The 26,690-nt window shown below is 71.2% G+C and carries 21 protein-coding genes; 7 read left to right on the top strand and 14 right to left on the bottom strand.

Features of this window, described 5'->3' with window-relative positions; genetic code table 11:
- Positions 1-67 precede the first annotated feature (67 nt).
- Entirely contained in the window at positions 68-376 is a 309-nt protein-coding gene (locus ABZ459_RS17750) for a hypothetical protein (protein ID WP_357971319.1), read from the bottom strand.
- A gap of 439 nt (positions 377-815) precedes the next feature.
- Here ABZ459_RS17750 and ABZ459_RS17755 point away from each other — a divergent pair, with 439 nt between their 5' ends.
- Positions 816-2,177: a DNRLRE domain-containing protein gene (locus tag ABZ459_RS17755; RefSeq protein WP_357971320.1), complete on the top strand. Its 1,362-nt coding sequence runs from the start codon at positions 816-818 to the stop codon at positions 2,175-2,177.
- Between the two features lie 112 nt (positions 2,178-2,289).
- Here the strand turns inward: ABZ459_RS17755 and ABZ459_RS17760 are convergent, their stop codons facing one another.
- Positions 2,290-2,778, bottom strand: a complete 489-nt coding sequence (locus tag ABZ459_RS17760) for a GNAT family N-acetyltransferase (RefSeq protein WP_357971562.1) — start codon at positions 2,776-2,778, stop codon at positions 2,290-2,292.
- A 119-nt stretch (positions 2,779-2,897) separates the two neighbouring features.
- Positions 2,898-3,170, bottom strand: coding sequence for a hypothetical protein (locus tag ABZ459_RS17765; protein WP_357971321.1), 273 nt, complete (start codon positions 3,168-3,170; stop codon positions 2,898-2,900).
- Positions 3,171-3,269: 99 nt separating this feature from the next.
- On the opposite strand from ABZ459_RS17765, the gene ABZ459_RS17770 reads away from it, so the two are divergent.
- From ABZ459_RS17770 to ABZ459_RS17780, 3 genes are all read left to right on the top strand, one after another.
- On the top strand, positions 3,270-4,511 hold the full coding sequence (locus ABZ459_RS17770) for a sensor domain-containing protein (protein WP_357971322.1): 1,242 nt from the start codon (positions 3,270-3,272) through the stop codon (positions 4,509-4,511).
- The gene (locus ABZ459_RS17775) at positions 4,499-5,137 is read left to right on the top strand and encodes a response regulator transcription factor (protein ID WP_357971323.1); all 639 of its coding nucleotides are present in this window, start codon (positions 4,499-4,501) and stop codon (positions 5,135-5,137) included. The genes ABZ459_RS17770 and ABZ459_RS17775 overlap by 13 nt, the downstream gene beginning before the upstream one ends.
- A gap of 169 nt (positions 5,138-5,306) precedes the next feature.
- A complete protein-coding gene (locus ABZ459_RS17780; protein WP_357971324.1) occupies positions 5,307-6,665 on the top strand; it encodes an erythromycin esterase family protein in 1,359 nt (452 codons plus the stop codon).
- Positions 6,666-7,024: 359 nt separating this feature from the next.
- On the opposite strand, the gene ABZ459_RS17785 is transcribed toward ABZ459_RS17780, so the two are convergent.
- From ABZ459_RS17785 to ABZ459_RS17795, 3 genes are read right to left on the bottom strand one after another with little or no spacing between them, the layout of a single operon-like run.
- Entirely contained in the window at positions 7,025-7,399 is a 375-nt protein-coding gene (locus ABZ459_RS17785; protein WP_357971325.1) for a helix-turn-helix domain-containing protein, read from the bottom strand.
- Positions 7,400-7,432: 33 nt separating this feature from the next.
- Positions 7,433-8,125, bottom strand: coding sequence for a hypothetical protein (locus ABZ459_RS17790; RefSeq protein WP_357971326.1), 693 nt, complete (start codon positions 8,123-8,125; stop codon positions 7,433-7,435).
- Positions 8,122-11,805, bottom strand: coding sequence for a CHAT domain-containing protein (locus ABZ459_RS17795; RefSeq protein ID WP_357971327.1), 3,684 nt, complete (start codon positions 11,803-11,805; stop codon positions 8,122-8,124). Before ABZ459_RS17795 ends, ABZ459_RS17790 begins: the two co-directional genes overlap by 4 nt.
- A 288-nt stretch (positions 11,806-12,093) precedes the next feature.
- Here ABZ459_RS17795 and ABZ459_RS17800 point away from each other — a divergent pair, with 288 nt between their 5' ends.
- Positions 12,094-12,636, top strand: a complete 543-nt coding sequence (locus ABZ459_RS17800; protein ID WP_357971328.1) for a hypothetical protein — start codon at positions 12,094-12,096, stop codon at positions 12,634-12,636.
- Positions 12,637-12,723: 87 nt separating this feature from the next.
- Here ABZ459_RS17800 and ABZ459_RS17805 read toward each other — a convergent pair whose 3' ends face one another.
- Positions 12,724-13,110: a DUF4345 domain-containing protein gene (locus tag ABZ459_RS17805; protein WP_357971329.1), complete on the bottom strand. Its 387-nt coding sequence runs from the start codon at positions 13,108-13,110 to the stop codon at positions 12,724-12,726.
- Positions 13,111-13,186: 76 nt separating this feature from the next.
- Between ABZ459_RS17805 and ABZ459_RS17810 the strand changes: the two genes are divergently transcribed.
- Complete coding sequence (locus ABZ459_RS17810; RefSeq protein WP_357971330.1) at positions 13,187-13,786, top strand: helix-turn-helix domain-containing protein; 600 nt, start codon at positions 13,187-13,189, stop codon at positions 13,784-13,786.
- A 65-nt stretch (positions 13,787-13,851) separates the two neighbouring features.
- Here the strand turns inward: ABZ459_RS17810 and ABZ459_RS17815 are convergent, their stop codons facing one another.
- From ABZ459_RS17815 to ABZ459_RS17830, 4 genes are all read right to left on the bottom strand, one after another.
- Positions 13,852-16,941 carry a BTAD domain-containing putative transcriptional regulator gene (locus ABZ459_RS17815; RefSeq protein ID WP_357971331.1) on the bottom strand — a complete coding sequence of 1,030 codons (3,090 nt, stop codon included), beginning with the start codon at positions 16,939-16,941 and terminating at the stop codon, positions 13,852-13,854.
- Between the two features lie 207 nt (positions 16,942-17,148).
- Positions 17,149-17,493, bottom strand: a complete 345-nt coding sequence (locus ABZ459_RS17820) for a hypothetical protein (protein WP_357971332.1) — start codon at positions 17,491-17,493, stop codon at positions 17,149-17,151.
- A 45-nt stretch (positions 17,494-17,538) separates the two neighbouring features.
- The gene (locus ABZ459_RS17825; protein ID WP_357971333.1) at positions 17,539-18,522 is read right to left on the bottom strand and encodes a LuxR C-terminal-related transcriptional regulator; all 984 of its coding nucleotides are present in this window, start codon (positions 18,520-18,522) and stop codon (positions 17,539-17,541) included.
- A complete protein-coding gene (locus ABZ459_RS17830; protein WP_357971334.1) occupies positions 18,519-19,478 on the bottom strand; it encodes a transcriptional regulator in 960 nt (319 codons plus the stop codon). Before ABZ459_RS17830 ends, ABZ459_RS17825 begins: the two co-directional genes overlap by 4 nt.
- Before the next feature lie 118 nt (positions 19,479-19,596).
- Between ABZ459_RS17830 and ABZ459_RS17835 the strand changes: the two genes are divergently transcribed.
- Positions 19,597-23,454, top strand: a complete 3,858-nt coding sequence (locus ABZ459_RS17835) for a S8 family serine peptidase (RefSeq protein WP_357971335.1) — start codon at positions 19,597-19,599, stop codon at positions 23,452-23,454.
- A 107-nt stretch (positions 23,455-23,561) separates the two neighbouring features.
- Here ABZ459_RS17835 and ABZ459_RS17840 read toward each other — a convergent pair whose 3' ends face one another.
- The 3 genes from ABZ459_RS17840 to ABZ459_RS17850 form a co-directional block, all read right to left on the bottom strand.
- A complete protein-coding gene (locus tag ABZ459_RS17840; protein ID WP_357971336.1) occupies positions 23,562-23,870 on the bottom strand; it encodes a hypothetical protein in 309 nt (102 codons plus the stop codon).
- 235 nt (positions 23,871-24,105) lie between these two features.
- Positions 24,106-25,329, bottom strand: a complete 1,224-nt coding sequence (locus ABZ459_RS17845) for a cytochrome P450 (protein ID WP_357971337.1) — start codon at positions 25,327-25,329, stop codon at positions 24,106-24,108.
- A 389-nt stretch (positions 25,330-25,718) separates the two neighbouring features.
- On the bottom strand, positions 25,719-26,618 hold the full coding sequence (locus ABZ459_RS17850) for an RNA polymerase sigma-70 factor (RefSeq protein ID WP_357971338.1): 900 nt from the start codon (positions 26,616-26,618) through the stop codon (positions 25,719-25,721).
- Positions 26,619-26,690: the final 72 nt, after the last annotated feature.

Genomic DNA, 26,690 nt, shown 5'->3' on the forward strand with positions numbered 1-26,690 from the left:
GGCCGCGGTCCCCGAACATGCGGAAGCCCTCGCACAGCCGGAGTGCGAGGGCTTTGGCATGTTCGTGCTAGGCGGAGAAGCTCCCGATGGGAGGGGTGTCCACGCCGTAATCCGGCTTGAGTATCCACGCGACCGGGCCGATGCATCCCGGGAAGGCGTAGAGGCGGACGTCGCCGTTGGTCCGGTTGTAAATCTGATGGGGGTCAGGGGGCAGGTTGTGGCAGCCGTTGGGGTTGGCGTACACGAACAGGGGCTGGAGTGCGGTGGTGTAGACCACCACCTCACCGCCGGCGGCCAGGGCCGGGGCGGCGGCGGCCAACGGGCTGACGGTGACGGCCGCGGCAGTGAGGGCGGCGAACGCGAGACGAGACTTCATGCGGACTCCTGATCTTCTCTGAGGCGGCGGGAAGATCTCCGGCGATCCCAGGTCTTCCCCACGACACTCAGGGTAAATCGCAAAGCGTGGCCGATCAACCACCGAGCGTAGTCAACGGACGGCCGCGGATTGCGGTGCCGTCAGTCAGGTGAACGCACACCGCCCGCGCCGGGACACGCCGTCGTAGCCGGGGTTGACAAACGTTGGTGACCGACCGACGATCTCCGGGAATGCAGATGTGCAGCCGGGCGGCAAATGGCCGCGGCCGCATCTTTTTTTCGTGTCCATTGATTCTTGTCATGGCATCCGACGTGGCCCGGTTCGCCTTTCCTGGAGGTTACGGGCAATCCTCATGCCTGGGCCGAGAAATGTGTTCCGACAGGGGACGACTTCACAGACAACAGGGAGAGACGTGCGACGAAGAAGTTTCCGCTCATCCGTGAGATTACGTGTCTGGGCCTTCCTTCCGAGCCTGCTGCTCGGCGGCCTCGCTCCCCTGCCGGCCTCGGCACAGGCGGCACAGGTGGCACGCGACGGCATCGCACCCGTCGCCGACACCTACGTGGTGGCCGAGGCGCCGGGAACCGTCTATGGGACGTCGGCCAAACTCGCGGCCTCGAACTGGAGCACTCCCTGGCACAGCCAGGCATACCTGAAGTTCTCCGTGCCCGCCCCGCCGGCCGGGCAGAGCATCGCCTCGGCCCGGCTGGAGATGCTCTACCAGAAGACCGAGCAGCAGGCCGCCGTCACCGAACTACGCTCGGTCGCCGACAACTCCTGGACCGAGTCCATGACCTACCCCCTCCGGCCCGCGCCCGGCCCCGTCGTGGCCACCGCCACCCTGCCCGCGCCGGGCGCCACCAGTCTCGGCTTCGACGTCTCCGCCACGGTGCGCACGGCCGGGACGTACTCCTTCGCGATGACCAACCCGAGCGCGGAGTCGGCGACCGTCGTGCACTCGCGCGAGGCCGGTGACCTGGGCCCCCGCCTGATCGTCACCTACACCCGGCCGACGCTGTGCGGAGCGTCCTTCGCCGCCGAGACCGGCGAGACCTATCAGCAGGCGCTGGCTCGCGAGGACGCCCTGTTCGGCGGGCTGAAGGCGGTACGCGTCTTCTACGGCGGCCTGCCCGACCCCTGGCCCGGCAAGCTGAACGCGGGCAAACGCCCCATGGTCATCTCGTTCAAGGCCGCCCCCGCCGCGATCGTCGCCGGCACCCACGACGCCGCGATGCGCGCCTGGTTCGCCGCAGCACCGGCCGACCAGGACATCTACTGGACCTACTACCACGAACCCGAGGACAACATCAGAAACGGCGAGTTCACCGCCGCAACGTACCGCCAGGCCTGGAGTCACCTCGCCGCGCTGGCCGACGAGGCGGCCAACCCCCGCCTGCGAGCCACGCTCATCCTGATGGGCTGGACGGTGGACCCGGCCTCAGGCCGCGACTGGCACGACTACTACCCCGGCAGCACCGCCATCGACGTCCTGGCCTGGGACGTCTACAACTACGACACCACCGCCGCCAAAGGCCAGTACCTCAGCCCGGCCACCCTGCTCGACCGCACGTACGCCGTCAACCAGGCCGAGAACCTCCCGCACGGCGTGGCCGAACTCGGCAGCCACATCGCCGCGGGCGACGACGGCACCCGCCGCGCCGCCTGGCTCGGCCAGATGACCGCCTACCTCGGCCAGCACGCCTCCTTGTGGGCGCTCTACTTCGACCTCGACTGGTCCACGGGCGACTACCGCCTGCGCGACCCGGCGGGCCGCGCCGCCTGGACCTCTTTCTGCACCTGACCGTCCCGCCGGCGGACGTCATCAAGTTCTCAGCACAGCCGGCTGCTCGGCCAGGCGCCGGACCGCCTGCAGGCGGTCCGGTGGCACTGGCCGGGCGCGTCGTGGGGAACCGTCACAGAGCGCGGTACATGATGTGCAGTCCGACGTAGCCCTTCACCGGACTGCAGAAGCCCTCCGGCACGGTGCCGAGCACCTCGAATCCGAGCCGCCGGTACAGCCGCACCGCCGTCTCGTTGGTCTCCACGACCGCGTTGAACTGCATCGAGCGGAAACCCATGGCGCGGGCCCACTCGATGGTGTACTCGCACAGCGCGCGGCCCACACCGCGTCCGGAATGCGCTGGATCGACCATGTAGCTGGCGCTCGCGACGTGCGAGCCGTTGCCCATCTGGTTGTTGTTCATCTTCGCGGTGCCGAGGATCGTCCCGTCGTCGTCGACCGCGACGACCGTACGATTCGGGGCGGGCAGCAACCACCAGCCGCGCCCCTCTTCCTGATCGAGATCGAGCGGATAGGTGAAGGTCTCACCGGCGGCGACGATCTCGTGGAAGAACGGCCAGATGGCCGACCAGTCGTCCACGGTGGCTTCTCTGATCAGCATCCGGCCAATATACCGGCGGCCCCGAACGTCTCCCGGTGACGGCGAGGCATCGTGCGCCTTCCCTTCGGTGACAGCCGTCCGAGCAGCGGGCTTCCTGCCTGCGAGGGGGACGACGTGGTTCATGTCTTGCGCCTGCTCACGTGGTGCACGATGAGGGCGGCGACGCACACGATGGCGACGGCGCCCGAGGGCAGGCCGAGCGACCAGGCACGGCCGATGCTGTTGGCGATCAGGTTGACGACCGCGCTGGCCATCAGGACGAGCCAGAGCAGGGCGCGCAGCGCGAAAGCGCCTCTGCTCAGCGCGGGCCTGCGCGCCGCGTGCCGGGATGTGATGGCCCGGGAGGTGGCGGGGTCGGAGTCAGGGCTGGGGATGCGATAGGGGTCCGTCATGGCCAGAACTCTAGAAACGGGCCCGATCTGCGGAAATCCCGGACGCTACCTGGCCGTGGTACAGCGGGCTGGAGCAAGCTGTGTCCCCTTTCACCTACCATGGCATCAGTGTTGCGGGGAATCCTTGAAAGTCTGGAACGGCTGGCCGGAGGGCTCGGCACAGCGTTCATGGCCGTCGTCGTCTCGCTGTGCTGGCTGGTGGTGGCCGCGCTGAGCCTGGTAGGGGTCGGGCTGGCGCTGGTGCCGGCGATGATCGCGATGACCAGGGGCGCGGCCGAGTGGGAACGCAGGCGCCTGGCCGGCGCGGGTGTCGAGATCGTCAGCCCGTACCGGCTGCCTGCCGAGCAGCTGCCCCGAGGCTGGGCGGCCAGGATGCGGGCGGCCCGTGCCGACCCGGCGACCTGGCGCGACCTGGGCTGGCTGGCCCTCTACGCCGTGGTGGGCCCGGCCTGCGGCCTGCTCGGGCTGGTCATGCCGGTGGCGGCGCTGCGGGAAGTCACCTACCCGTTCTACTGGCAGTTCCTGTCGCGCGAGGATCAGCTCACCAACTTCGCCGTCCCGGTCACCACCTGGCCGGGCGCGATCGCCACTTCGGTGATCGGCATGGTCGTCGTGGTCGCCCTGGCCCGTCTCTTCCCTGTGCTGGCGCGCCTGCAGGCGCTGCCCGCCAGGAAACTGCTGGTCCCGCACGCCTCGATCGACTTGTCGCAGCGCATCGCGCAGCTGACCGCGACCCGCGCGGGTGCGCTGCGCGCGCATGCCGTCGAACTGCGCCGGATCGAGCGGGCCCTGCACGACGGCGCGCAGAACCGGCTGAACGCGGTCGTGGTCACGGTGGCCGCGGCCGAGCGTGCACTCCAGCGCGATCCCGCCCGGGCCGCGCACGCACTGGAACGTGCCAGGAACGCGGCCGAGCAGGCGCTGGCGGAGCTGCGCGGCGTGGTTCGCGCGATCTTGCCGCCGATCCTGGAGGAGAAGGGGCTGGCGGGCGCACTGGACGCGCTGGCCGCCGGATGCTCGGTGCCCTGCCGGGTGCGGGTGGGTGAGCTCGCCGAGGTGCCGTTGTCGGTGGAGAGCACCGCCTACTTCGCCGTGGCCGAGGCGCTGACCAACGTGGGCAGGCACAGCGGCGCCCAGCACGCGGAGGTCGTCGTCGAACGTGTAGGCCCGTTGCTGCGCGTCCAGGTGCGTGACGACGGCAAGGGCGGCGCCCGCGACGGCGCGGGCACCGGGCTGGCCGGCATCCGACGCCGCGTCGAGGCCCATGACGGAACGATGACCGTGACCAGCCCCGATGGGGGGCCGACTGTGATCGAGGTGGAACTGCCGTGCGAGTCGTGATCGCTGAGGATGACGCGCTGCTGCGCGAGGGCCTGGTGCTGCTGCTGAGCGGGGAGGGCATCGAGGTGGCCGCGGCCGCGAGCGACCCCGAGGGGTTCCTGGCCGCGGTCGAGGAGCACCGGCCCGATGTGGCGGTGGTGGATGTGCGCATGCCGCCCACCCACACCGACGAGGGCATCCGGGCGGCCGTGGCGGCTAAGCGCCTGCAGCCGGGCCTGGGGGTGCTGGTGCTGTCGGCGCATGTCGAGCAGGCGTTCGCGACCGACCTGCTGGCCGACGGCACGCAAGGGGTCGGCTATCTGCTCAAGGAGCGGGTCGGCAAGGTCGAGCAGTTCCTCGAGGCGCTGAACCGGGTCGCCGGCGGCGGCACCGCCATCGACCCGGACGTGGTGGCCCAGCTGTTCACCCGCCGCCGCGACCCCCTGGCGGAGTTCACCCCGCGCGAACGCGAGGTGCTCGCGCTGATGGCCGAAGGACTGGGCAACCTGGCCATCGCCGACAAGATGGTGATCACCGAGGGGGCGGTGCACAAGCACATCCGCAACATCTTCGCCAAGCTCGGCCTGGCTCCCAGCGACCGTATGGACCGCAGGGTCGCCGCGGTGCTGCGCTACCTCAGCGCCTGAAGCCGGCCCCTGACACCCGGCCTCCGGAAAACGGCCCTGTGCGCTGGGCCGCGGGCGGCGTGCGGTAGCCAGCACCACCATCGACCGGCCAGCGAGCGGGATCGAAACCGCCTGCGCCGCTCCCTACGTTGGTAATCGCTTCATCCGACACCCAACGTAAGGATCTGTCTTGACGAGCAACACTCTGCGTCGCACCGTGCCGGTCACCCTGGCGCTGGCGGCCTGCCTGACGAGCCTGAGCGCTCCGGCCTTCGCCACCCCTGCCCCCGCCACCGCCGGCGTCGCCACGGCGGCCGTCGGCGCCGGCCAGGAGCCGGTGGTGGCGGACCTGGAGCGCAACGCTCAGGAACTGCGCAGCACCGTCCCGGGCGGCCCGTCCCGCGACCTGCGGGCGTTGTCGGCGATGACCAAGGGCGCCACCATCGTGGGGATCGGCGAGGTCACGCACGGCTCCAAGGAGCTGTTCACGCTGCGGCACCGGATGTTCCGGCACCTGGTGCAGACCCAGGGCTTCACCACGCTGGCGCTGGAGGCGACCTGGTCGGCCGGCGTCCGCCTGGACGCGTACGTGCGCACCGGCAAGGGCGACCTGCGCACGATCATGGCCGAGGAGTTCCAGCAGTCCTACCGCTCGTGGAAGACCCAGGAGTGGGTGGACCTGTACGAGTGGATGCGCGACTACAACCGCACCGCCTCACGCAAGCTGCGCGTGATGGGATTCGACATCGGCGACGTCAATCCCGAGCAGTACCGGCGCATCCTCGCGTGGGCCGAGAAGCACCAGCCGTCGCTGGAGCCCGAACTGCGTCGCCGCTACGCGGGCCTGCTCGCCCTGCCCGCCGGTGTGGAGGAACGGATGAACACCCTGGCCGAGTTCCCGGCCGAGCGGCGCACCGCCCTGGCCGGCGACGCTCAGGCCGCCTACCGCCTGCTGGACAAGAGCGGCAAGGCGAGCCCGCGGGTCCTGCAGGAGGCCCGCGTCATCGTCCAGATGACCACCATGTACGCACTGGACGGGTCGGCCCTGCACCGTCACCGTGACCGGGCCATGGCCGAGAACACCGTGTGGTGGCAGCGCAACACCGGCACCAAGACGGTGGCGGCCGCGCACAACGGGCACATCGGCTACGTCTCGGCCTGGCCCGACCTGTACCCGGTCACCCAGGGCGCCGTCCTGCGCTCCCTGGCCGGCGCCTCCTATGTGGCGATCGGCACCACCATCCACAGCGGCCGCTTCCGCGCCACCGACCCCAAGACCGGCCAGGTCGCGGTCTTCGACACCGGCTCCCCTGTCCCGGCCAGCAGCGAGGCCGTCCTGGACCGGGTGCGCTACCGCGACTACTACGTGGACCTGCGCCGCGCCGGCCGTACCCCGTCCACCCGAGCGTGGCTGGACACCGCCCGTCCGACCTTCACCATCCCGGCCACGTACGTGCCCGAGCAGTTCAACCGGCCGCTGGCCCTGGGAGCGGCCTTCGACGTGATCGCGCACCTCAACCGGGTCGAGGCAGCCACCCCGCTGCGCTGACCCGCCTTCCCGCGGACTGGTCGGCCGATGGTGCAGCAGGTTGCATGGCGGCCCGGCACGGTGACGCTGTGCAGTCGATCGATGACACACGATGGGCGATGGCGGCGTCGGCGGCCGTCGTCCGAGGGGATTCGGCGTGCCGGCCAGCCGGCGCGCCTGCACCGGGATTCGCGTTGTGCCCGGCACGACACGCGAAGCGGGTCATGCCGGGCGGCGGCGTTCGAGGATGGCGGCGATGGTGTACGCGCCGCCGCCTTTCCGCGCCAGGAGGACCACGGCTTCCGCGAGCCGACGGTGGGCGACAGGGCAAAGGTGTGCCCGATCGCTCCGCCGGGCGATGGGAGGGGTGTCGCCGCGGCTCACCGTGCCGTCATCGGTTCTGGCGCGTTGTGGGCGCGGCGGTAGGCCAGTGGTGACAGGCCCAGGTACGTGTTGAAATGCTTGCGCAGGGCGACGGGGTCGCCGAGGCCGCAGGCGGCGGCGATCCGCGCAACGCTCAGATCTGTGGACTCCAGCAGCAGCCGCGCGTGCGCCAGCCGCCGCTGCGCCAGCCACTTCTGCGGGCTGCTGCCCACCTCGCCGCGGAACCGCCGGGTGAAGGTGCGCACGCTCATGTGCGCGTGCCCTGCCCTACGGAGGACTCCGATGGCCGCCCCCGGGCTCGCCCGAGACCGAGTCCGAACTGGGCCAGGACCTGACGATCCACCTCCACCGCGGCGCCGCTCCGGCGGCATGACCCTCAGCACTCCGTCGGGGTGACACGTCGGTCAGGTGGAGATCGGGATGGTCTCGAGGGCCGGGGGCAGTTCCGCCAGGTAGGGGATGAGGCCGAGCCTGTGGTGGCGGATCGTCGCGGTGATCCGGATGTCGGCCGTCACCGGCCGGCCGGCCGCGGCGCGGATCGTCACGGTAAGGGGCTGGTCGCCGGCGAGTGCCTGGTCGGCCACGGCCTTCAGACGCCATTCGGGATCAGGGTCGCGTTCGCCGCAGCCGGTGAGGAAGACGTCCTCTGAAGCAGGGCCGGGGGCGTACTCGACGCTCGATTCCACGAAGGCCAGGTTGGCGGTGAACGTGACGCGCCAGTCGCGGGCGCGGCGGGGGTACGCCTGGCGTTTGGGGGCGAGGGACCAGGCGATGGGCTGTTCGGCCGGGGCGGCGTCCGGGGACTCGAACCGCATGCCGACGTCCGCTTTGGTGAACGGGGCGCCGGCTGTGCCCTCGCGGAAGGTGCAGACGATGGCGAGCCAGTAGAAGTCGTATCGATCCTGGTGCTCGGCGAGGAAGGCCCGGGCGGCGGAGTCGAGTTCCGGTGTGTCGGCGGTGAGCTTGCGAACGTAGGGGGCTCCGATCGACACCCGGCCGGCCAGCCGGGGGTCCGCCGCGATTCCCCCCAGTCGCCGGTCCAGGACGAGATCGACGTCGAAGACATCGGTGGCGTACGGCTGGTCGGGTCCGGTCATCTCGTGGTCTCCCCGGGGGCGTTCGAGGTTCGCCAGTCTCCCATGAAACCGAACGCTCCCCAGTCCTGGTAGGCCGGATGGCGGCGGCGGGTCGCGATCTGCGCGGTGCGGAAGGCCGCCCGCCTGTCGTCGTGTTCGGCCAGGCACCGGTAGAGCGTCGCGTAGAAGAACGTCGCGGCCTCGGGCCGTACCGGCCACAGGCACCCGACGATCGCCGGGACGCCCGCCGCGAACAGCGCCGCCGGCAGGCCGCGCAGGTTGTCGTTGATGTCGAAGCGGCCGAGCGCGGACTCGCACGAGCTCAACGTGACCAACTCGACGTTGCGGAGGTCGGCCCGCAGGATGTCGTGCGCGAACAGCCGCCCGTCGTCATCAGGGCCTGGTGTGAGGAACAGGCACTGGAACCACGGCGCCGCCGCGTTGTGGCTTCCGTGCGCCGCGACGTGCACGTACCGGGCCGTGGGCGCCAGGGTCAGGAAGGCGCCCGGGGTCGCGGCGGCTCCGATCAGCACCTCCCCCGTCAGTGCCCGCCCCACCTCGGCCGCGTGGATCTCGAGGCCAGGCTCCGCCTGCAGCCCGTGGCGGGAACCACCCTCGGCCGAGCCGAACACCACCAGGTGCCGTGTTCGGGCGGGCGGCGTCGTTCGGGTGATCGGACCGCCAAGGGAGCGGCGGAGCGGGTTCAGCCCGCAGATCTGGGTGATGGTCCAGCCGTCCGCGATGGGCTCTCCCTCCGTCTCGAACAGGTGGAACGGCAGATAGTGCAACGGTCCGTGCGGCCAGACGCACAGGTGGGTCTTCCCCTGCCGGCTCCATTCGCCCAACCGCTGCCCGAAGCGGCCGAGGTAGGTGTCGCCGACCTCGGTCAGCAACCGCCGCGCGGCGCGGCTCACCGGACGATGGAGGGGGTCGTCCTGGATGCTGGCGCGAATATCGGACACCTCCGACGCGACCGGATGGAACATGATGACGTGCTGATCCTGACTCGCCCGTACGATGCCGGCTTCCACGTCGGAGATCCGGATGGTGTGGAGTTCGACCCAGTCGCGGCTGATCGCCAGGCAGCTGAGTGAGGCACGTGGCGTCTGCCCGTCCTCGGCGGCGTCCGTGGCTCCCAGGTAGATCGACAGGATCACCGTGTCGCCGGGGATGAGCGGCTGGACCTGGTCCAGGAAAAGCAGCGGAACACCGCCAGGCCGGCGCGAGGTCATCAGCTCGCCGGTGATCCACTCATCTGCCAGGCGCAGCCGGTTGAGCCGCTCGGCGTCGGCCGCTTCGGGCTCGGCCTCGCCCGCCCCCGCGTAGGCGAGCATGTCGAACGTCTCGTCCTGCCACGGCCGGGCGGGGCCGGTGCGCTCGACGGCGCCCGCCCGCAGGAGGCTGCGCTCCAGCCCTGACGACAGGGTCAGCGGGCCGCTGTCGAGTTGCGCGACAGTCGTGTCGACGCCCTTGGCGGCCTGGTGCAGCAGGAACACGACGTCGTAGGCGACACTCCGGCGCGAGCCGAGGCGCAGGGACATCAGCAGGCAGAGTTCGTGGATCTTGAATCCGATCTCCGCTGTGACGGCGTGAAGACATGCGACGCCCGGCACGAGCAATCCGGCGACGTGATCGATCCGGGCTTCGCCGGCGGTGAGGACGACCGCCATGGCGAGGTCGATGGCATCGGCCGCCGCGGCCGAGTCGGCCGCGAAGCCGTACTGGCGGATCGCGGAACCGGCGGCCGTCGCCGCGCCGATCAGATCCCCGTCGTCCAGCTTGGACTTGGCCGCCTGTTCGGCCAGCCGGGCGCTGTGGTACCAGCGTAGGCCGGGGTACTGTGCGGTGAGGTCCGGCCAGATTCGCGCGGCCTCCTCGATGAGCTCCTCCCCCTGGCCCGCTTCGGCGCCGTCGGTGTGCACCGCCAGGTGCAGCAGGGTCACCGCCAGCTCGGACGCGGGCCACCGCTCGGCATGCGCCCGCGACCGGACCGCCTTCGCCGCTCCCTTCGCCTGTGCGCAGGCGACGCGGTTGCCGGGCAGCGCGTGTACCTCGGTGTCCCAGCGCCGGCGCCTGCTGTCGGGCGAGGTCGGGGAGGGCAGGTCCCGGTCTCGCCAGATCTGCCGTTGCAGATCCGGACGGGCCGTCTCGGCGGCCAGGGCCAGCGCGTCGGCGTGCAGGGTTTCGGCGTCTCTGCGTCCGAGCCGTTCCCCCAGCAGGTGCAGCGGTTCCGCGCACAGCCGGTCGGCGCTCGCCGGGAGTTCGACCTCGCCGAAGTGGGCCAGCAGGCGTAACAGGTTGATCCGCCCGATGGGATCCAGCCGGGGGTTGAGCAGGTCGAACGCCTCGCGAACCGCCCTGAGCTGCTGTCGGCCGTCTGATTCGCCAGAGAGCAGGCCGAGGGCGGGGAGGACGCGTGCCTGGGCCACCAGGATGCGGCCCTTGGTGTGCCCGGTGGTCAGGGTCTCCGCCTCCCGCAGTTGTGTCAGGGCGACCTGTAGCGGCCCGGCCGGTGGCGGCATCTCGGCCAGGCCGTCGCCGAGACGGAACCTGGCCCGTCTGAGCCGTTCCCGCCACGCCTGCTGGGCGTCCTCGGCGGCGATCGCGGTCATGTGCTCCAGGTACGGGGTTGAGCGCAGCAGCGCCGAGGCGTACAGGGTGAGCGCCAGTTCTTCGTCGTCTCGGGGTGATTCCGCACGTAGCTTGGCGATCTGGTCATCGACGACCGTGCACGCCGAGCGGAACCGCGTACCGTCGGGGAACTGCCCGAGGAAGAACCGCGACGTCTCGACATACAGGTCCGCCAGCGTCCACCACCAGGTCCCGCGGCGCGCGCCCCACCTCACGCCGGCCGCCTCCAGCGTGAGCCGGACGATCGGCAGGGCGACCCGGCTGTCCCCGTCGCTCAGCAGCCGGTGCGCCGCATCCATGAGGGCGATCACCGCATGCTCGGTCACCTCCCGTCCGATGTCCGAGGCCCGCTCCAGGGCGCGCTCCTCGCTGATCACCCTGTTGACCAGGTCCACCGCGGTCGCGACGATGGCGTCCGCCTGGGCCTGCGCCTGCGCGGCGCCGTCCGGGCCGGGCGCCGAAGGCTCGCCGGCCCCAGGCGCGGCCTCCGGTGGCGTCTCCGCCGGGTCGTCCGGTTCCTCCCACTCCAGCCGTAGCCGGGTCACGCGCGCCAGCGCGCTCAGGTGGGCGGCGCGACCGGTCCGGTCAGTCTCCGCGTCGACGGCCTGGCGGAGCACCTGGGCGGCCTCGATCAGGGCGTCCATCCGGCCAGAGGACGCCGTCCCGGCTTCGCCATCGCCCGTGGTGTCGAACCGATCGAGCAGGGCTCGTACGTCGAGCAGCGCCCGGGTCCGTGGATCGTCGCGCGGGTCGAAGCCCGTCGCGGCCGTCAGGTCGGGCCACAGGGGTTCCGGAACGCGGCGATGATCGACCAGGAACAGCGCGGCGTACCACTGCATGGCCCTGCGCCACTCGTCGTCAGCCTTCCTGCCGCCTTTCAGCACGCTCGACCTCAGGACGCCGAACTCGGCCAGGACGGTGAGGACGTCGGCATCGCGCAGGACCCCGTCGAGCCGCTCCAGCCGCCGGACCACCTGGCCCGCTCCGCGGTCCAGCAGCCACTGCGGGTGCCTCGACTCGCCGTACCGCCTCATCCGGTCCCGCGCTTCGGCGAGCAGCGTGTCTCTCATCGTCCCCCGTCCCCGGGCTGAGTGCGACGATTCCATCGTTGCCCGGCTCGGGCGAGGTCTTCAAGGGTCAACACGTCTGGTCGGTGAGGGCCTTGGGGTCTCGGCAGTCATCACCGTGAATCCAACGATGTTGCTGCCGACCCGCAGGGGCCGAGCTCACGGACGGAGCTGAGACGGACCAGCTCGCCCTTGCCCGGCGAACGGTCCTGGGAGTCCGGCGTGGCCGTTCGAGTGTGCTCCAAGAGCGTTGCAGCCGAGCCACAAGCGGGCTTCCCTAGCCTCGGGATCATGTTGACGACCCTGGTTGTGACCGCCTCCCTCCTGTTCACCGGCGCCCCCGCGCAGAGCACGGCGACCAAGCCGCTGACCTTCCGCGGCATGACGCTCCAGATCCCCAGGACCTGGAAAGTCGGGAAAGAAGACATGTGGGGCATCCACGTCAGGACCGGCGGCTGTGACCGGCTCGCCGTCGAGTGCCGTGGGTTCTACCTCGTCGGCCCGGAGGGCATCTCCCTGGCCCGCCACGGCAACCCCTACGACCCCGAGGAGCCGTACCACCCGGGCAACGGGCTCGCGGCCTGCGCACCCGACAAGCGCTACGTGGAGGACTTCCCCGGCAAACTCGTCGCCCGTGCCATCCGCCCGGTCGGCGCGGGACACAAGGCCACCTACCGCGTCTGGCGCGTCGGCTGCGTGACGCAGTCGGCCAAGCGGACCGGCGTCTCCTATCAGGAGCGGATCTGGCACCTGCCCAAGTCGAAGATCCTCGTCTTCGACCAGTGGAGCGACCGCCGGCTCGGCCCGATTCTCAAGCAGGCGACCTGGAGCTGAGCCCGCCGGTCGCGGTGCTCGCGACCAAGCCGGAACAGAGCGCCCGGCACGGTGAGGTCGCGCCCGCGAGTGCCTCCGCCGTGCCGCTCAGGCCGAATGGGCGCGTTCCTCCTTGTCGGCGAGCCAGAAGAAGACCGGCGGCAGAACGAGTTCGATGACCGCCAGCACGACCTGGAACCCGTGCGGCCAACCGGACACGGCGAGCGAGAGCAGCCGGCCCACGCCGCCCAGCAGGAAGACGGCGGCCAGCCACCGCACCACCCTGGCCGGGATCGGGCGCTGCCGCGCCGCCCACAGCCACGCCAACCCGTAGCCGACGAAGGCGGCTCCCATGAACCGGCCCCAGCTGTCGATCGTCGGCCCCGCGGAAGCGGCGCCGGGGATCGCCGCGTTGCCGAGCGCCACGTGGAGCAGGCCGATCAGCACGCAGGCCCACCCCATCAGCTGAGCGAGCGTACGGAGCGCCTTGACCATGATTTCTCCCACCTTAGTTGACATGTGTCTACTACGGTGCACGCGCTAGTAGACGTGTGTCAACTAGTCTTGGTCCATGCCTCCACGCCAGCGACTCACCCCTGACGGGCGCCACGCCCAGCTCCTCGCCGTCGGCGCCCGGCTCTTCGCCGCGCACCCCTACGCCGACGTGCTGATGGAAGAGGTCGCCGAGCAGGCCGGCGTGTCACGAGCTCTGCTCTACCGGCACTTCCCGAGCAAGCAGGCCCTCTTCGCCGCCGTCTACCAGCAGGCCGCGGACCGGTTGCTCGCCGAGACGCGGCTCGACCCCGCCCACTCACTGCGTGAGCAGCTCGTGCAGGGCATGGACGTCCATCTCGACTACTTCGTGGCCAACCGCAACGCCGTCCTGGCCGCGAACCGGGTCCTCACGGGCGATCCGGTGATCCAGACGATCATGTCGAACGAGCTGGACGCGCTCCGGGCGAGGCTGCTGGCGGTCCTCCCGCTCGCGGGCGACGACGTTCGCGAGGCCGTCTCCGGGGTCCTGAAGAGCTGGTTGGTCTTCGTCCAGATCCTCTGCGTCGACTGGCTCACCCACGAGACCTGCGCGCGCGATCAGCTGCGCGACATCTGCGTCGGCGCGGCCCTCGGCGCCCTCGATCCACTGCTCACCGAGAACCCGACGAGCCGCTGAGAGGGAGGTCCCGGCTCAGGTCAGCGGGCCCATGGTGACCTCGCCGGCAGCGACCTCGTGCCGCATCACCGCCGGGTACGGCGCCCGTCCCCTTCGTGACGTGCCGGACGTGGCTGCCCTTCGAGGTCGGCCAAGAGCGACAGCGCCAGGTCCTCCAGCAGGCGGTAGCCGGTCGAGGACGCCTGGTCCAGCGCTTGACGGGCGTACTGGAGCGCGCGGTCGTGCGTGCCCAGGTCGGCGTGCGCGCGGGCGATACCGAGCAGCGGCCTCACCTGCAGACGCCGCATGCCTGCCGTGACGGCGTAGGTGAGTGCTTGCCGGTGGGCGTCGAGGGCCTCGCTGTGATGTCCGGTCATCGCCCGGACGGTGCCGAGTACGTGCGTGGCGCTGCACATGGCGTAGACGTGCCGCGCGCCTTCCGCGCGCTGACCGGCCAAGATCGCGGCCTCCAGGGCGAGGTCGAGACGGCCGCGGTCACGGTGGATCTCCGCCAGCGTGGTCAGGCTCTTGGACTCGGGCACGTGCAGGTCGCTCGCGCGGTCGTGGCGGAGCGCCTCGGTGGCGAGGGCCAGTGCCTCGTCCAGGTCGCCGCTGAGGCGCCGGACCGTCGCGAGCTCGTTGAGGGAGTGGCTCAGCTCGCTGTTGCGCAGGTGGCGGTGGAGGGCGATGGCGTCGCGCAGATGTCGTTCCGCTGCCTCCAGGTCGCCGCATTCCAGGTGTACGGCGCCCAGATTGCCCGTGGCGCGGGCCTCGCCGTAGGTGTCGCCGATCTCCCGGTTGAGCTCCACGGACCTGACGAGGTGGTCGATGGCCCGGCCCAGCTCGCCCTGGTCGTGGCAGGCGGCGGCGGCGTTGTTGTGCGCGGCGGCGGCGCCGGCGGACCAACCCGCGCGCTCGCTGTGCCGGACGGCCAGGTCGCAGGCGAGGCGGGCGGCGGAATAGGCGGCGCGGCACAGGGCGGCCGTGCCCGCACAGAGGTGCGCCGCCGCCAGGCCGAGCGGGTCGTTCTCGACGGCGGCCGCGTGCGCCGCGGCGTCGGAGACCGCCACGATGTCGGCCAGGCTGGTGGCGGTGTGGTGGACGAAGTGGCCACGCAGGGCGTCGGCGATCAGCCAGGCGTGCCGTCTGGGTCCGCTGATCGGCGGCCGGCGGGCGGCGGGGACGGAGAAGGCGGCGTCGGCGGCGTGCAGGGCGAAGGCGACCAGGTTGGCCTGCTCCGCGCTGAGCCAGGCCATCGCCTCGGCACGGGGCCTGAGCCCGGACGTGACGGGGAGCGGCAGACGGGTGATCGAGGGATAGGCGCTCTCGGCCGCCGCGACGGTCTCGGCCAGGTACCAGTCGCCGAGGCGTTCGAGGGCCTGGACGCCGGCCGCCGGGGCGTCGTCGCGGAGCGCGAGCTCTCCGGCGTACTGGCGGAGCAGGTCGTGGCAGGTGTACCGGTACGGCCGGTGCTCCTCGATCAGGTGGGCGGCGGCGAGGCGGTCCAGGAGCTGTTCGGCCTCGGCGGTCTCGACGCCGGCCAGGGCGGCGGCGGCCGGCGCGGTGATGTCGGGCCCTCGAACCAGCCCCAGCAGCCTGAACAGGCGCCGCTCCGCCTCCGGCAGTCCCGCGTACGACAGCTCGAACGCCGCCCTGACCGCCACGTCGCCGTCGATCCGCAGCAGGTCCAGCCCTCGCGCGGACAGCGCGGCGGCGTATTCGCTCAGCGACCTGCGCGGGCGCGTCGCCAGTGTGGCGGCGGCCACGCGCAGGGCCAGCGGGAGGCGGCCGCACAGCCGGACGATCTGCTCGGCCGCGTCCGGCTCGGCGGACAGCCGCTGATCCCCGACCACGGAGGCCAGCAGTCGCACGCTCTCGCGACGGTCGAGCACGCCGAGCGACAGGTTCCGGGCGCCGTGGGAGACGGCCAGCCCGGCGAGCGCGTTGCGGCTGGTGACGAGGACCAGGCAACCGGGAGCGCCGGGCAACAGGGGGCGTACCTGCTCGGCAGTGCGCGCGTCGTCGAGCAGCACCAGCATCCGCCGGCCCGACAGGCGCGAGCGGTACAGGCCCGCCGCGGCCTCCTCCTCTTCAGGGATCCGCTCCGGGGGCGTCCCGAGCGAACCGAGCATGCGTACGAGTGCCTCCAGCGGCGACATGGGCGGTCGGGGCGCGTGCCCGCGCAGGTTCACGTAGAGCCGGCCGTCGGGGAACTCCTCGGCCACGAGATGGCCGAACCGGACGGCCAGGGCGGTCTTGCCCGCGCCGGCCGGGCCGGTGACGGTGGTGACGGAGGGCACTCCCCCGCACAAGGCGTACCTGCGCAGCAGGGCCAGATCGCGTTCGCGCCCCACGAAGGCGGTCACGTCGGCGGGCAGTTCGGCGGGCACCTGCCTCGTCTCGTCGCCTCCGTGGACGGGCTCCAGGTCGGGGGCGTCGGCGAGGATGGCCGCCTCCAGCCGGCGCAGCTCGGGGCCGGGGTCGAGGCCGAGTTCGTCCGCCAGCAGGGCTCGCCCCTGACGGTAGACCTCAAGCGCGTCGGACCGCCGCCCGGAGCCGTGCAATGCCGTCATGAGCAGCCCCCGCAGGCGCTCTCTCAGCGGATGTCCGGCGAGCAGCTCCGACAGCTCGCCGACCACGTTGCGGTGGCGGCCGAGGGCGAGGTCGAGTTCGGCCCGCTCTTCGAGGACGGCCAGGCGCAGTTCCTCCCATCGCCCGGCGAAGGCCGCCAGCTCCTCCAGTTCCAGGTCGCCGAGCACCGGGCCGCGCCACAGAGCCAGGGCCTGGCCCAGCAGGTCGGCGGCCTCGGCCTGCCGTCCCGCCTGAGCCGCCTGACGGCCCTGTTCGATGCACTGTTCCGCGTGCTGGGTGTCCACCAGGCCGCCGACGAGCCGATAGCCCGACCCCTCGGTCTTGATGATCTCCGACTCGGCGCCCGCCTCGCGTAATCCCTTGCGTAACGCCGCCACCGCGATCATGACCTGGTTGCGTACGGTCGCGGGCGGGTTCTGCCCCCAGGCGGTGGCCAGCCGGTCGATGCTGAGCACCTTGCCGTGGCCGACCACCAGCATGGCCAGCACCGCCCGGGCCCGTGGGCCGCCCAGCCGCACCGGCCGGTCGCCGACCGTCGCTTCGAGCCGGCCCAGGATGTTGAACCGTACGTCGTCTGCCCCCATGTGATCACGATAGCGAGGGCTGTCTCCGCCGGGCGTCTGCCCGCAAGGTGCGCGCACCGGGGCAGACGCCGATGGCCGCCACCCTGGTCGGGGTGGCGGCCGTCGTGGTGTCGGGGTCAGGGGGGCCGGTTGGCGAGCTCGGCCTCGGAGGCTCTCTGCTCCCCGGAGAGGTCCCGGCCCCGAAGTGGCGTCAGAGCGTTCTGCTGATCACTTGACGTCGATCCAGGAGTAGGTGCCGCTCGACAGCGTCGGCAGCGACACCCATCCGCTTTCGGCTCCGTAGACGCTCATCCCGCTGCTCGTCAGCGTGCTGGCGTTCTCGCGCCACCCCCAGACGGTGAAGGTCCTGATCTTGCTGGACGGGCCCGTGCAGTTGACGGAGAACCCTTTGATGCCTCCACCACGGACGGTGACCACCTTTTTGTAGCAGCTCAGGTCGGAGGCGATCTGCACGGTAGTGGCGGAGGCCGTCCCCGCAGGGACAGCGATGAATCCGCTGACTGCTACGAGCCCGATGCTGAATGCACGGCGCATTGCCGTCGTAGGTCGCATGCGGCACACCGTAGAACGCGGCGCTATGGATCGGCTGTGGCTCGGCTATGCACTGGAGCAGCGAGGAGGGGTGCTCCGGGCCTGGGATCGGGCGGCCTGCACGCCGGCCTGGAAGCGGGTGTGGGCGCCGAGCCTGGCCATGAGCTCGGCGATGCGCCGCTGGGCGGTGCGGTAGCCGATGCCGAGCTGGCGGGCGATGGCCTCGTCGGTCAGGCCGGTCAGCAGGAGGGCGATCAACCGTTCGTCGTCCTGCGGCGCCTCGCGCGAACCGGTCAGCCGCATCGGCAGCGCCCGCTCCCAGGTCCCCTCGAACAGCCTGCTCAGCGCCTCCAGCAGCCCGGAGGGGTGCACCAGGAGCGCCGCGGAGTCGGGCGACTCGTAGCGCAGCACCAGCAGCGCGAACCGGTCGTCGACCAGGTAGAGCTTCATCGGCAGGCTGGGCAGCACCCTCGCCAGCTGGCCCGCGCCGATCATCTCCTCGATCAGCCGCAGCGCGCCCGGCCGGTCGATGAAGTCGCGCTCGTAGATGACCCGGCTGGTGATGCCGCGGTCCAGCAGCTCGCGGTGGGCGGCCACGCTGGCGTGCCGGTCGAAGTACGGCGGCTGGGAGAAGGTCCGTACCTGGTGGCGGGCCGCGCGCTGGAGCTGGAGGAGGCGTTGCCGTACCGCGGCGGCGCCGGTGATCACCTCCACGACCAGCGGCGGCTGCTGCCCGGAGGCGCGCTGTTGGAAGGCGTCGTCCAGGTCGGCGGCACGTTCCCTGGCGCGCGCGAGCCCCTCTTCTGCGACGGTGAGCAGCGCGTCGAGCGCGACGTCGGGGGCGACGGCGACGTACCGCGCCGGTTCGTCCGGCAGCCGGTTGACCAGGCCCTTGTTCTCCAGCCCGGTCAGCAGCGCGGGCAGCAGCGCGGGCAGGCCGGGGCCGGCGAAGCCCGCGGCGAGCCGGTCGAGGGTGGCCGGCGAGCACTCGACGAGCAGCTCGTAGAGCTGCTCCTCGGCCGGGCTCAGCCCGAGCGCTTCGAGCGTCACCGCAGCCAGCCGCGCAGGACGGCCTGATAGCCGGCCTGGAACCGGGTCTGCGCGTCGAGCTGGACCATCATCGCCTGCACCCGCCTGCGCACCGTGCGCACGCTCCAGCCGAGCTGCGCCCCGATGGCCGCGTCGGTCAGCCCCGAGATGAGCAGGGGCAGCAGGTCCTCGTGCGCGTCGGCGGGGCTCCGCTCCTCGGGCAGCCGGGCCTGCCCCTGCCGCACGCCCAGCGGGACGGCGCGCTGCCAGTTCATCTCGAACAGCGCGCCGAGCGCCTCCAGCAGCGTCGGGTCGTGCACCACCAGCGCGGATTCGACCAGGTGCAGGTCGTGCCGCAGCGGGACGATCGCCGTCGGCCGGTCGTTCAGGACGAGCTTCATCGGCACCTCGCCGACCCTGGCCTGCTCGCCGGCGGTGATGTAGTCGGTGACCACCGTCAGCGCCCCGGGCAGCTCCATCGCCTTCCTGTCGTACAGGACGCGGTAGTTCACGCCCCTTGCCAGCAGGTCGAACTCACGCGCGTTCGCCCCGATCACCCCGGCGTACGGCGGCGCGTCGAACACCCGGATCGAGCGGTGCGTCTCCCGCTGGAGCTGCTCGAAACGGTCGTTCACCGCCTGCCTGCCGATCACCACCTCGACCAGCCCGGCGGCGTCGCGCTCGGTGCCCGCCCGGTGGAAGGCGGCGCTGAGCCCGGCGATGCGGCCCCGGGCGGCGGCCAGCGCCCTGGACCTGGCGCTGATCAGCACGTCGAGGCCCATGCTCGGGGCGACCGCGGCGTACCTGGGCGGGTCCTCCGGCAGCCGGGTGACCAGGCCGAGTTCCTGAAGCCTCGCGCAGAGCGCGGCCTGCGGGCCGGCGAGCCGTTCGAGGTCGGCGGCCGTGATCGGCGAGACCTCGATCAGCGTCTGGTACAGCGCCTCTTCGGCCGTCGACAGGCCCAGCGATTCGAGCATGCGCCCATCGTGTCCTCTTCCCGCCAACGGCGTGAAGAGGACGAAAGGTCATCTTTCCGGATATGGCGCATGATGGGAGGTTTTGTGTGCTCGATCATGTACTACTCCGAGGAGAACCATGGCTCGCCGCCCGCTCGCCGGGCTGACCGCGTTGGGGTTGGTCCTGTCCATGGGGATGGCCACGCCCTCCCCTTCACCCGAGTCCGCCGACACCCCGGCCCCCGCCCCGGGCGCCTTACCCGCCGCCACCCAGCTCACCCTGATCACCGGCGACGTGGTGACGTACGGCAAGGCCGCCGACGGCACCCCGCGCGCCGACGTGAAACCGGCCAGGCGCGCAGGAGGAGCGCCGGTGTCCTTCGTGACCCTGCGAAAGGGCGACTCCTTCTACGTCTTCCCCTCCGACGCGATGGCCCCGGTGGCCTCGGGCCAGGTGGACAAGGGCCTGTTCGACGTGGCGTACCTGGCCGCCAACGGCTATACCGACGCCGAACGCCCGACCCTGCCGGTCATCGTTCAGTACGGCACCGCCGGGCAGGCCGCCGCGACGCTGTCGGCGCGGGCCGACGCGCTCCCGGCCACCGCCTCGCCCCTCGCCCTGGCCAGCGTGGGAGGCGCCGCCGTCAAGGTGGACAAGAAGGCGGCGCGGGAGTTCTGGGCCGCGGCCGCCTCGTCCCCCGCCGCGCGCGCGACCGCGCCCAAGGCGATCTGGCTCGACCGCAAGATGAAGGCCGTGCTCGACAAGAGCGTGCCGCAGATCGGCGCGCCGCAGGCCTGGGCCGCCGGCTACAAGGGCAAGGGCGTCAAGGTCGCCGTGCTCGACACCGGCGTCGATCCCGACCACCCCGACCTGGCCGGCCGGATCGGGGCGACGGCCAACTTCACCGACGATCCCGACGCCCGCGACGGCCACGGCCACGGCACCCACGTCGCCTCCACGATCGCCGGCTCCGGACGGTACACGGGCGTGGCGCCCGAGGCCACGCTCCTGGTGGGCAAGGTGCTCAGCTCGTCGGGCACGGGCACCTCTTCGCAGGTCATCGCGGGCATGCAGTGGGCCGCCGCGCAGGCCAAGGTGGTCTCGATCAGCATCGGCGGCGAGTACGAGGACCAGAACGGCCCCATCAACCAGGCGGTGAACACGCTCAGCGCCGAGACGGGCGCGCTGTTCGTCGTGGCCGCCGGCAACGACGGCGGCAGCCGTACCGTCAACTCGCCGGGATCCGCGGCGGCGGCGCTGACAGTCGGCGCGGTCGACCGCGAGGACGAACTGGCCCCCTTCTCCAGCAGAGGCCCGACCCCGTTCGACTACGGGCTCAAGCCCGACGTGGCCGCGCCCGGCGTCGGCATCGTCGCGGCCCGCGCGCGCGGCACGTCGATGGGTTCGCCCGTGGACGAGCTCCACACCGCCGCCTCCGGCACCTCGATGGCGACCCCGCACGTGTCGGGCGCGGCGGCCATCCTCGCCGGCCGGCACCCCGACTGGACGGGCCCGCAGCTCAAGGCGGCGCTCATCGGCACCGCCAAGGACGACGGCCTGACCGCCTACCAGCAGGGCGCCGGGCGCATCGACGTGGCCAGGGCGGTCACCCAGCAGGTGCGCGGCTCGGGCAACCTCGACTTCGGCTTCCTGAGCTCCCCGCAGAGCGGCCCGGCCACCAGGACGATCACCTACACCAACGACGGCGACCAGCCGGTGACGCTGGCCCTGCGGGCGAGCATCGCGGCGCACCGCGGCACCGCCCCCGAGCGGGCGCTCAAGCTGGACCGCGACACGGTGACCGTCCCCGCCCACGGCGCCGCGGACGTGGCCGTCTCCTTCGACCCGTCAGGACCGGCCACCTGGTACGAGGGTTCGGTGGCGGCCACCGGCGGCGACGTGGTCGTGCGCACGGCCGTGGGCGCGTTCGTCGAGCCGCGCAGGGTCAAGCTCAAGACCGAACTGATCATGCCGGACGGCGCGACCGACGCGGTCTCCGTCCCTTGGCTGTTCCTGCGTACCGACGACCGCGACGACCTGGACTCCGTCTATCAGACGGCCGAGGGCGAGGCGAGCGTCTACCCGGGCACCTTCAGCGTCCACACCATCGCCGCCTGGCGGGGTGAGAACGGCGAGTGGCAGCAGTCACTGCCGACCGCGCCCGAGGTCAAGGTGGACCGGGACACGACGGTCACCCTCGACCTGCGCAAGGCCCGCGAGGTCCGCCTGGACACCCCCCGCACGACCGAGACCTACCTGTCCCACTACGCCCTGCGGCGGACCACCGCGAACGGCATCGTGGCCGACTTCCTCTCCTCCTACCCGGCGTACGGGCTGCACCACTACTGGATGTTGCCCACCGAACCGGTCAAGCAGGGCGCCCTCGACCTCACCGGCCAGTTCTGGCAGGGCGCGCCCCTCGTCACGATGAAGGCCGCCGGACGCACGCTCGCCCCCCGCTACGCGGGCATCACCCCCGACATCCCGAAGCTGACCGGCAAGCAGACCCTCCCGCTGGCGGACGTGGGCCACGGCACCGACCTGTCCGGCCTGGACGTACGGGGCAAGCTCGCCCTGCTCGACCTCGGCGACCTCTGCCCGGACACGACCTGCTCCGGCGACGGGCTCGACCGCGTGGAGGCCCTGGCGGCCGCCGGCGCGGTGGGCGTGCTCGGCTACGGCGCGTCCGGACGGGCCTTTCTCGACCCGACCGGCAGCTGGGCCTTCTACCCGATCCCGACCATGAGCCTGCCCGCCGACCAGGGCAGGGCGCTGGCCCGCAAGCCGGTCGACGTCAAGGTCGAGGGCAGCCCGGCCAGGCCGTACATGTACTCGTTGTTCTTCCCCGAGCGCGGCCGGATCCCCGCCAGGCTCGACTACCGGGTGACCAGGAAGAACCTTCAGGAGATCGACGACCGCTTCCACTCCGACCGCCCCGGCACCGTACGCATGAGCTGGACCCCCGTGCTGCTCAACGGCTCCGAACCGTTCGTCGCGTGGGGTCTCGACGGCGCCTGGCAGGCTCGGACCACGGTGACCGAGTACGTCGGGCCGGTCTCGCCCGACGTGACGTGGCAGCGTGACGTCCGGATGCGGTACGACGAGGGCAATCCCTCCAGGACCGGCTACACCACGATCGCGCTCGACGTCTTCACCAAGGCGGGACGCCGGACGGAGCGGTGGGGCATGCAGCCCAGAGTTCCCGGCGCACCGCGCGACAGCGACCGCGTGATCGACTCGGGCACGGTCACCTGCTTCGCGTGCCGTACCGGCGGTCTGTTCACGGCGGCGGTGCCCGTCATGGGCCCCGAGCCCAACCACCAGGAGCCCTTCACCTGGAGTGCCAACTTCCAGGCCTGGGCCGGCGGCAAGGACGAAATGCACCTCTACCGCGACGGCCGGGAAGTGCCCCTGGAGGAGAGGATCGGCGCGCTCGGACCCGTCGCGATCAAGCTGCCGACCTTCACCCTTCCGCCCGATGAGGCCGAATACCGGCTCACCGACATCTTCCACACCCCGCAGTCGGGACAGCGGTTCGCCACCGATGTCGAAACGGCCTGGACCTTCCGCTCCACACGCCCCGAATCCGGGATGAAGGACCTCACCGACGGCCTGTGCGCGGGCTGGCTCGTCACCCAGGTCCTGGCTCCCTGCGCGCCGGTACGCCGGCTCAACCTCAGCTACGACCTGGACCTCGACCTGGACAACCAGGCCACGGCCGGGCTCGCCCGCCGCATCACCGTCACCGGCTACAACGGCTCCTTCGGGCAGCCCGACGCCAAGCTGACCACGCTCCGGCTGTCGGCCACCTTCGACGGCGGCGCCCACTGGGTGCCCGTCCCCATGTCCGCCTCCGGCGACCACGCCTTCACCGGCACCATCACCCACCCGCCCCTGCCCCGGACCGACGGCACCGTCGGCCTTCGTGCCCAGGCCACCGACCAGGAGGGCAACGCCGTGGACCAGACGATCCACAAGGCCTACGGACTGAAGTAACCCCGACGGAACGCGCACGGCGCACCCCTTCCGGCGAAGGGGTGCGCTGTGCGCCGCCAGGGACTCGAACCCCGGACCCGCCGATCAAGGGACCGCTCCACCCGCGATCAAGCCCTGCCAACCCGTCGCCCACGGGGCTCTTCCATGAGTGCTTCCGCAGAGAGGCCGGGCGGCCCATAGGGGGCGTACCATTTCTGACCATCGATCGTGGAGACGGAGATGCGTCGCTCATCATCGACAAGAGTCACTTCGCTCAGCTTGCCTTCATGCGCCTTCTGAAGAATGAACGAGATATCACGCTTGCTGTAAGGGTCGAAAGCCGCGAACGTACCTGCAAAGACGTGCGCAATGACCAGCATCGTCAGCAGCTTGACTCTTGGCCTGGCGGGGCTGCGCTCCGATAAGGGCTTGACCACGGCACCTCTTTCGTAGGCGCCCCCCATTGCCATGCACCTTCATCGCAAAACAACGAGGATTGCGCCGAGACCGTCCAGAACAGCCAAAGGTATCCCATGGCCGACAATGGCCACTAGATCACGAGGTCGATGCCGTTGTCGCTGAGTGGAGGCAAGGTCTGACGGCGTGGCTCGCCCGTGCGGCGCTCCGGTCGTGCAGGCCCTGGTGCCGGCCTTGATGCGGGTCATGCCCTGCTCACCAGGTGACCGGGAGTTCGTGGACGCCGTAGATGACGGCGTCGGACTTGAACGGCAGTTCCTCGGCCGGTGCGGCGAGCCGCAGGGTGGGGATGCGGCGGAACAGCGTGTCGAAGACGATCTGCAGTTCCACCCGGGCCAGGTTCTGGCCGAGGCACTGATGCGGGCCGAAGCCGAAGGCGAGGTGGTGGCGGGCCCCGCGCTCGGCATCCAGTTCGCCCGGGTCCTCGAACGTCGCCGGGTCCCAGTTGGCCGACAACATCGAGACGATGACGCCCTCGCCGGCCTTGATGCTCACCCCGCCGATCTCCACGTCTTCGGTGGCCAGCCGGGAGGTGACTCCGTCGGCGATGGTGAAGTAGCGCAGCAGTTCCTCCACGGCCATGGGCGTCCTGCCCGGGTCGGCCTTGACCAGGGCCAGTTGGTCCGGATGCGTCAGCAGCCCGACGACGCCGAGCGAGATCATGTTCGCCGTGGTCTCGTGCCCGGCGGTCAGCAGCAGGAAGGCCAGGCTGACCAGGCTCGCGTGGTCGAGGGTGCCCTCCCGGCGGTGCCGGGCGATCTGTCGGCCGAACAGGTCGTCGCCGGGCTCGGACTCCTTGCGGGTGATCAGGTCGTCGATGTAGGCGCGGAGCTCGCTGAAGGCTCGCCGGCGGTCTTCCAGCGAGGTCCGGCGCACCATCATGGTGGTGCGGCTCTGGAAGTAGTCGTGGTCGTCGTACGGGACACCGAGCAGTTCGCAGATCACCAGGGAGGGCACCGGCAGGGACAGTGCCTGAACCAGGTCGACCGGCCGCCGGCCGGCGGCGAGCATGTCGTCGATGAAGCGGTCGACGATGTCCTGGATCCGCGGGCGCAGCGCGGCCAGCCGCTTCACGGTGAACTCGCCGATCACCGAGCGCCGGGCCGCGGCGTGTTCGGCGCCGTCCATGCCGAGCATCAACGGCGGCTGGCTGCGCAGCTGCTGCAGGGTCGCCGCGTCGAGGGTGAACAGCGGGAAGCCGTCCTTGCGCTTGTCGGAGGAGAAGCGGCCATCGACGAGGACGGCCCTGGCCTCCTCATACCCGGACACCCACCACGCCTCGCCACCGCCGGCCAGGCGGACCTTGTTGATCGGCGCCTGCTCACGCAGTCGCTCGTACGCGGCGGGCGGGGCGAACGGGCAGCCCCGCCCGACCGGCAGTTCCAGATCGGCGAGTCCGTCGGCAACGCTCTTCGTCATGAATGACCTCCCAGTACTGGATCTGGCGGAATGTGTTCTGCTGGAGCGACTCCGGAACCGGCGGTCGCTCCAAGGCCGTGGGCCGGCTCGTCAGCGGTGTTCATCGCAGGCTGAGCGGGGTTGCCGAGGCCGGCGATGCGGCGGCACATCCCGCACCGACGGCCACGCGAAGGCGGTGAGCAGTACGGAGGCGCCCGCCGTGAGCAGGACGACTGCCCTGAGAAACGTTGACCAGAGGGAAGGTGGTGTGTCGGCTGCCGGCGGGGCCTGAACAGCCATATCTGCTCCTCGAAGAGAACGTTTGCATGGTTGACGTGATGACGGGGCGGGCCGGAACGCGGATGCCGCCGCCCGGAATGCCGCGCGCTGCCGGCGCGGCGGCCGGCGGATCACTTCAGCGTGAGCGGGGTCTCGGGTCCGATGCGGGTCAGCTTGTGCGGGTTGCGGACGTAGTAGAGGCCGGTGATGCGGGTGTCCTCGACACGGGTCGCGATGACGCCGTCGATCTCGCCGTCCACACACAGGAGGAGCGCCGGGTTGCCGTTGACCACGGTGAGCTCGCCGGTGAGCGCGACCTGGGCCTTGCCGAGACCGCTGACGATCATGCGGGCCACCTTGCCGGCGCCGATGATCGGCTGCGGCGCGGCCTGCTTGACGCCGCCGCCGTCGCTGATCAGGACGACCTCCGGGGCCAGCACGTCGAGCAGCCCCTGCAGGTCCCTGGTCTCGACCGCACGCTGGAACGAGGCCAGCACCGCCCGGCTCTGGCTCGGGGAGACCGCCTCACGAGGGCGACGGGCATCGACGTGCCGGCGGGCACGGTGCGCGATCTGGCGTACGGTCGCCGGCGTCTTGCCGACCGCGGCGGCGATCTCGTCATAGCCGACGTCGAAGACCTCACGTAGCACAAAGACGGCCCGCTCGGTCGGCGACAGCGTCTCCAGGACGAGCATGAGCGCCATCGACACGCTCTCGGCGAGCTCGACGTCCTCGGCCACGTCCGGCGCGGTGAGCAGCGGTTCGGGCAACCACGGGCCGACGTACAACTCCTTGCGGCGCTTCATGGTGCGCAGCCGGTCGAGCGAGCGCCGGGTGGCGATTCGTACCAGGTAGGCGCGCCGGTCGTGCACCTGCGCCAAGTCGATCTTCATCCACCGCAGCCAGGTCTCCTGGAGGACGTCCTCGGCGTCGGTCGCCGAGCCGAGCATCTCGTAGGCGACGGTGAACAGCAGGTTGCGGTGGACGAGGAACGCCTCGGTGGCGGAGTCCATCCGGCCGTCATCAGCCATCGGCTCTGCTGTCCCCGTCGTTGCGTCCCCGCGCTCGTTCATGCCTGGCTCCTGCCTGTTCACTCGCAACTC

It is taken from the genome of Nonomuraea sp. NPDC005692 (assembly GCF_040631115.1).
Classification (GTDB): domain Bacteria; phylum Actinomycetota; class Actinomycetes; order Streptosporangiales; family Streptosporangiaceae; genus Nonomuraea.

Bases quoted from the DNA above. Each gene is read 5' to 3' on its own strand.
- ABZ459_RS17820 (WP_357971332.1), bottom strand. From the start codon at position 17,493: ATGCGACCTACGACGGCAATGCGCCGTGCATTCAGCATCGGGCTCGTA.
- ABZ459_RS17810 (WP_357971330.1), top strand. From the start codon at position 13,187: ATGCCTCCACGCCAGCGACTCACCCCTGACGGGCGCCACGCCCAGCTC.
- ABZ459_RS17785 (WP_357971325.1), bottom strand. From the start codon at position 7,399: ATGCCGCCGGAGCGGCGCCGCGGTGGAGGTGGATCGTCAGGTCCTGGC.
- ABZ459_RS17835 (WP_357971335.1), top strand. From the start codon at position 19,597: ATGGCTCGCCGCCCGCTCGCCGGGCTGACCGCGTTGGGGTTGGTCCTG.
- ABZ459_RS17800 (WP_357971328.1), top strand. From the start codon at position 12,094: ATGTTGACGACCCTGGTTGTGACCGCCTCCCTCCTGTTCACCGGCGCC.
- ABZ459_RS17850 (WP_357971338.1), bottom strand. From the start codon at position 26,618: ATGGCTGATGACGGCCGGATGGACTCCGCCACCGAGGCGTTCCTCGTC.
- ABZ459_RS17760 (WP_357971562.1), bottom strand. From the start codon at position 2,778: ATGCTGATCAGAGAAGCCACCGTGGACGACTGGTCGGCCATCTGGCCG.
- ABZ459_RS17770 (WP_357971322.1), top strand. From the start codon at position 3,270: ATGGCATCAGTGTTGCGGGGAATCCTTGAAAGTCTGGAACGGCTGGCC.
- ABZ459_RS17795 (WP_357971327.1), bottom strand. From the start codon at position 11,805: ATGAGAGACACGCTGCTCGCCGAAGCGCGGGACCGGATGAGGCGGTAC.
- ABZ459_RS17830 (WP_357971334.1), bottom strand. From the start codon at position 19,478: ATGCTCGAATCGCTGGGCCTGTCGACGGCCGAAGAGGCGCTGTACCAG.
- ABZ459_RS17765 (WP_357971321.1), bottom strand. From the start codon at position 3,170: ATGACGGACCCCTATCGCATCCCCAGCCCTGACTCCGACCCCGCCACC.
- ABZ459_RS17790 (WP_357971326.1), bottom strand. From the start codon at position 8,125: ATGACCGGACCCGACCAGCCGTACGCCACCGATGTCTTCGACGTCGAT.
- ABZ459_RS17815 (WP_357971331.1), bottom strand. From the start codon at position 16,941: ATGGGGGCAGACGACGTACGGTTCAACATCCTGGGCCGGCTCGAAGCG.
- ABZ459_RS17750 (WP_357971319.1), bottom strand. From the start codon at position 376: ATGAAGTCTCGTCTCGCGTTCGCCGCCCTCACTGCCGCGGCCGTCACC.
- ABZ459_RS17845 (WP_357971337.1), bottom strand. From the start codon at position 25,329: ATGACGAAGAGCGTTGCCGACGGACTCGCCGATCTGGAACTGCCGGTC.
- ABZ459_RS17805 (WP_357971329.1), bottom strand. From the start codon at position 13,110: ATGGTCAAGGCGCTCCGTACGCTCGCTCAGCTGATGGGGTGGGCCTGC.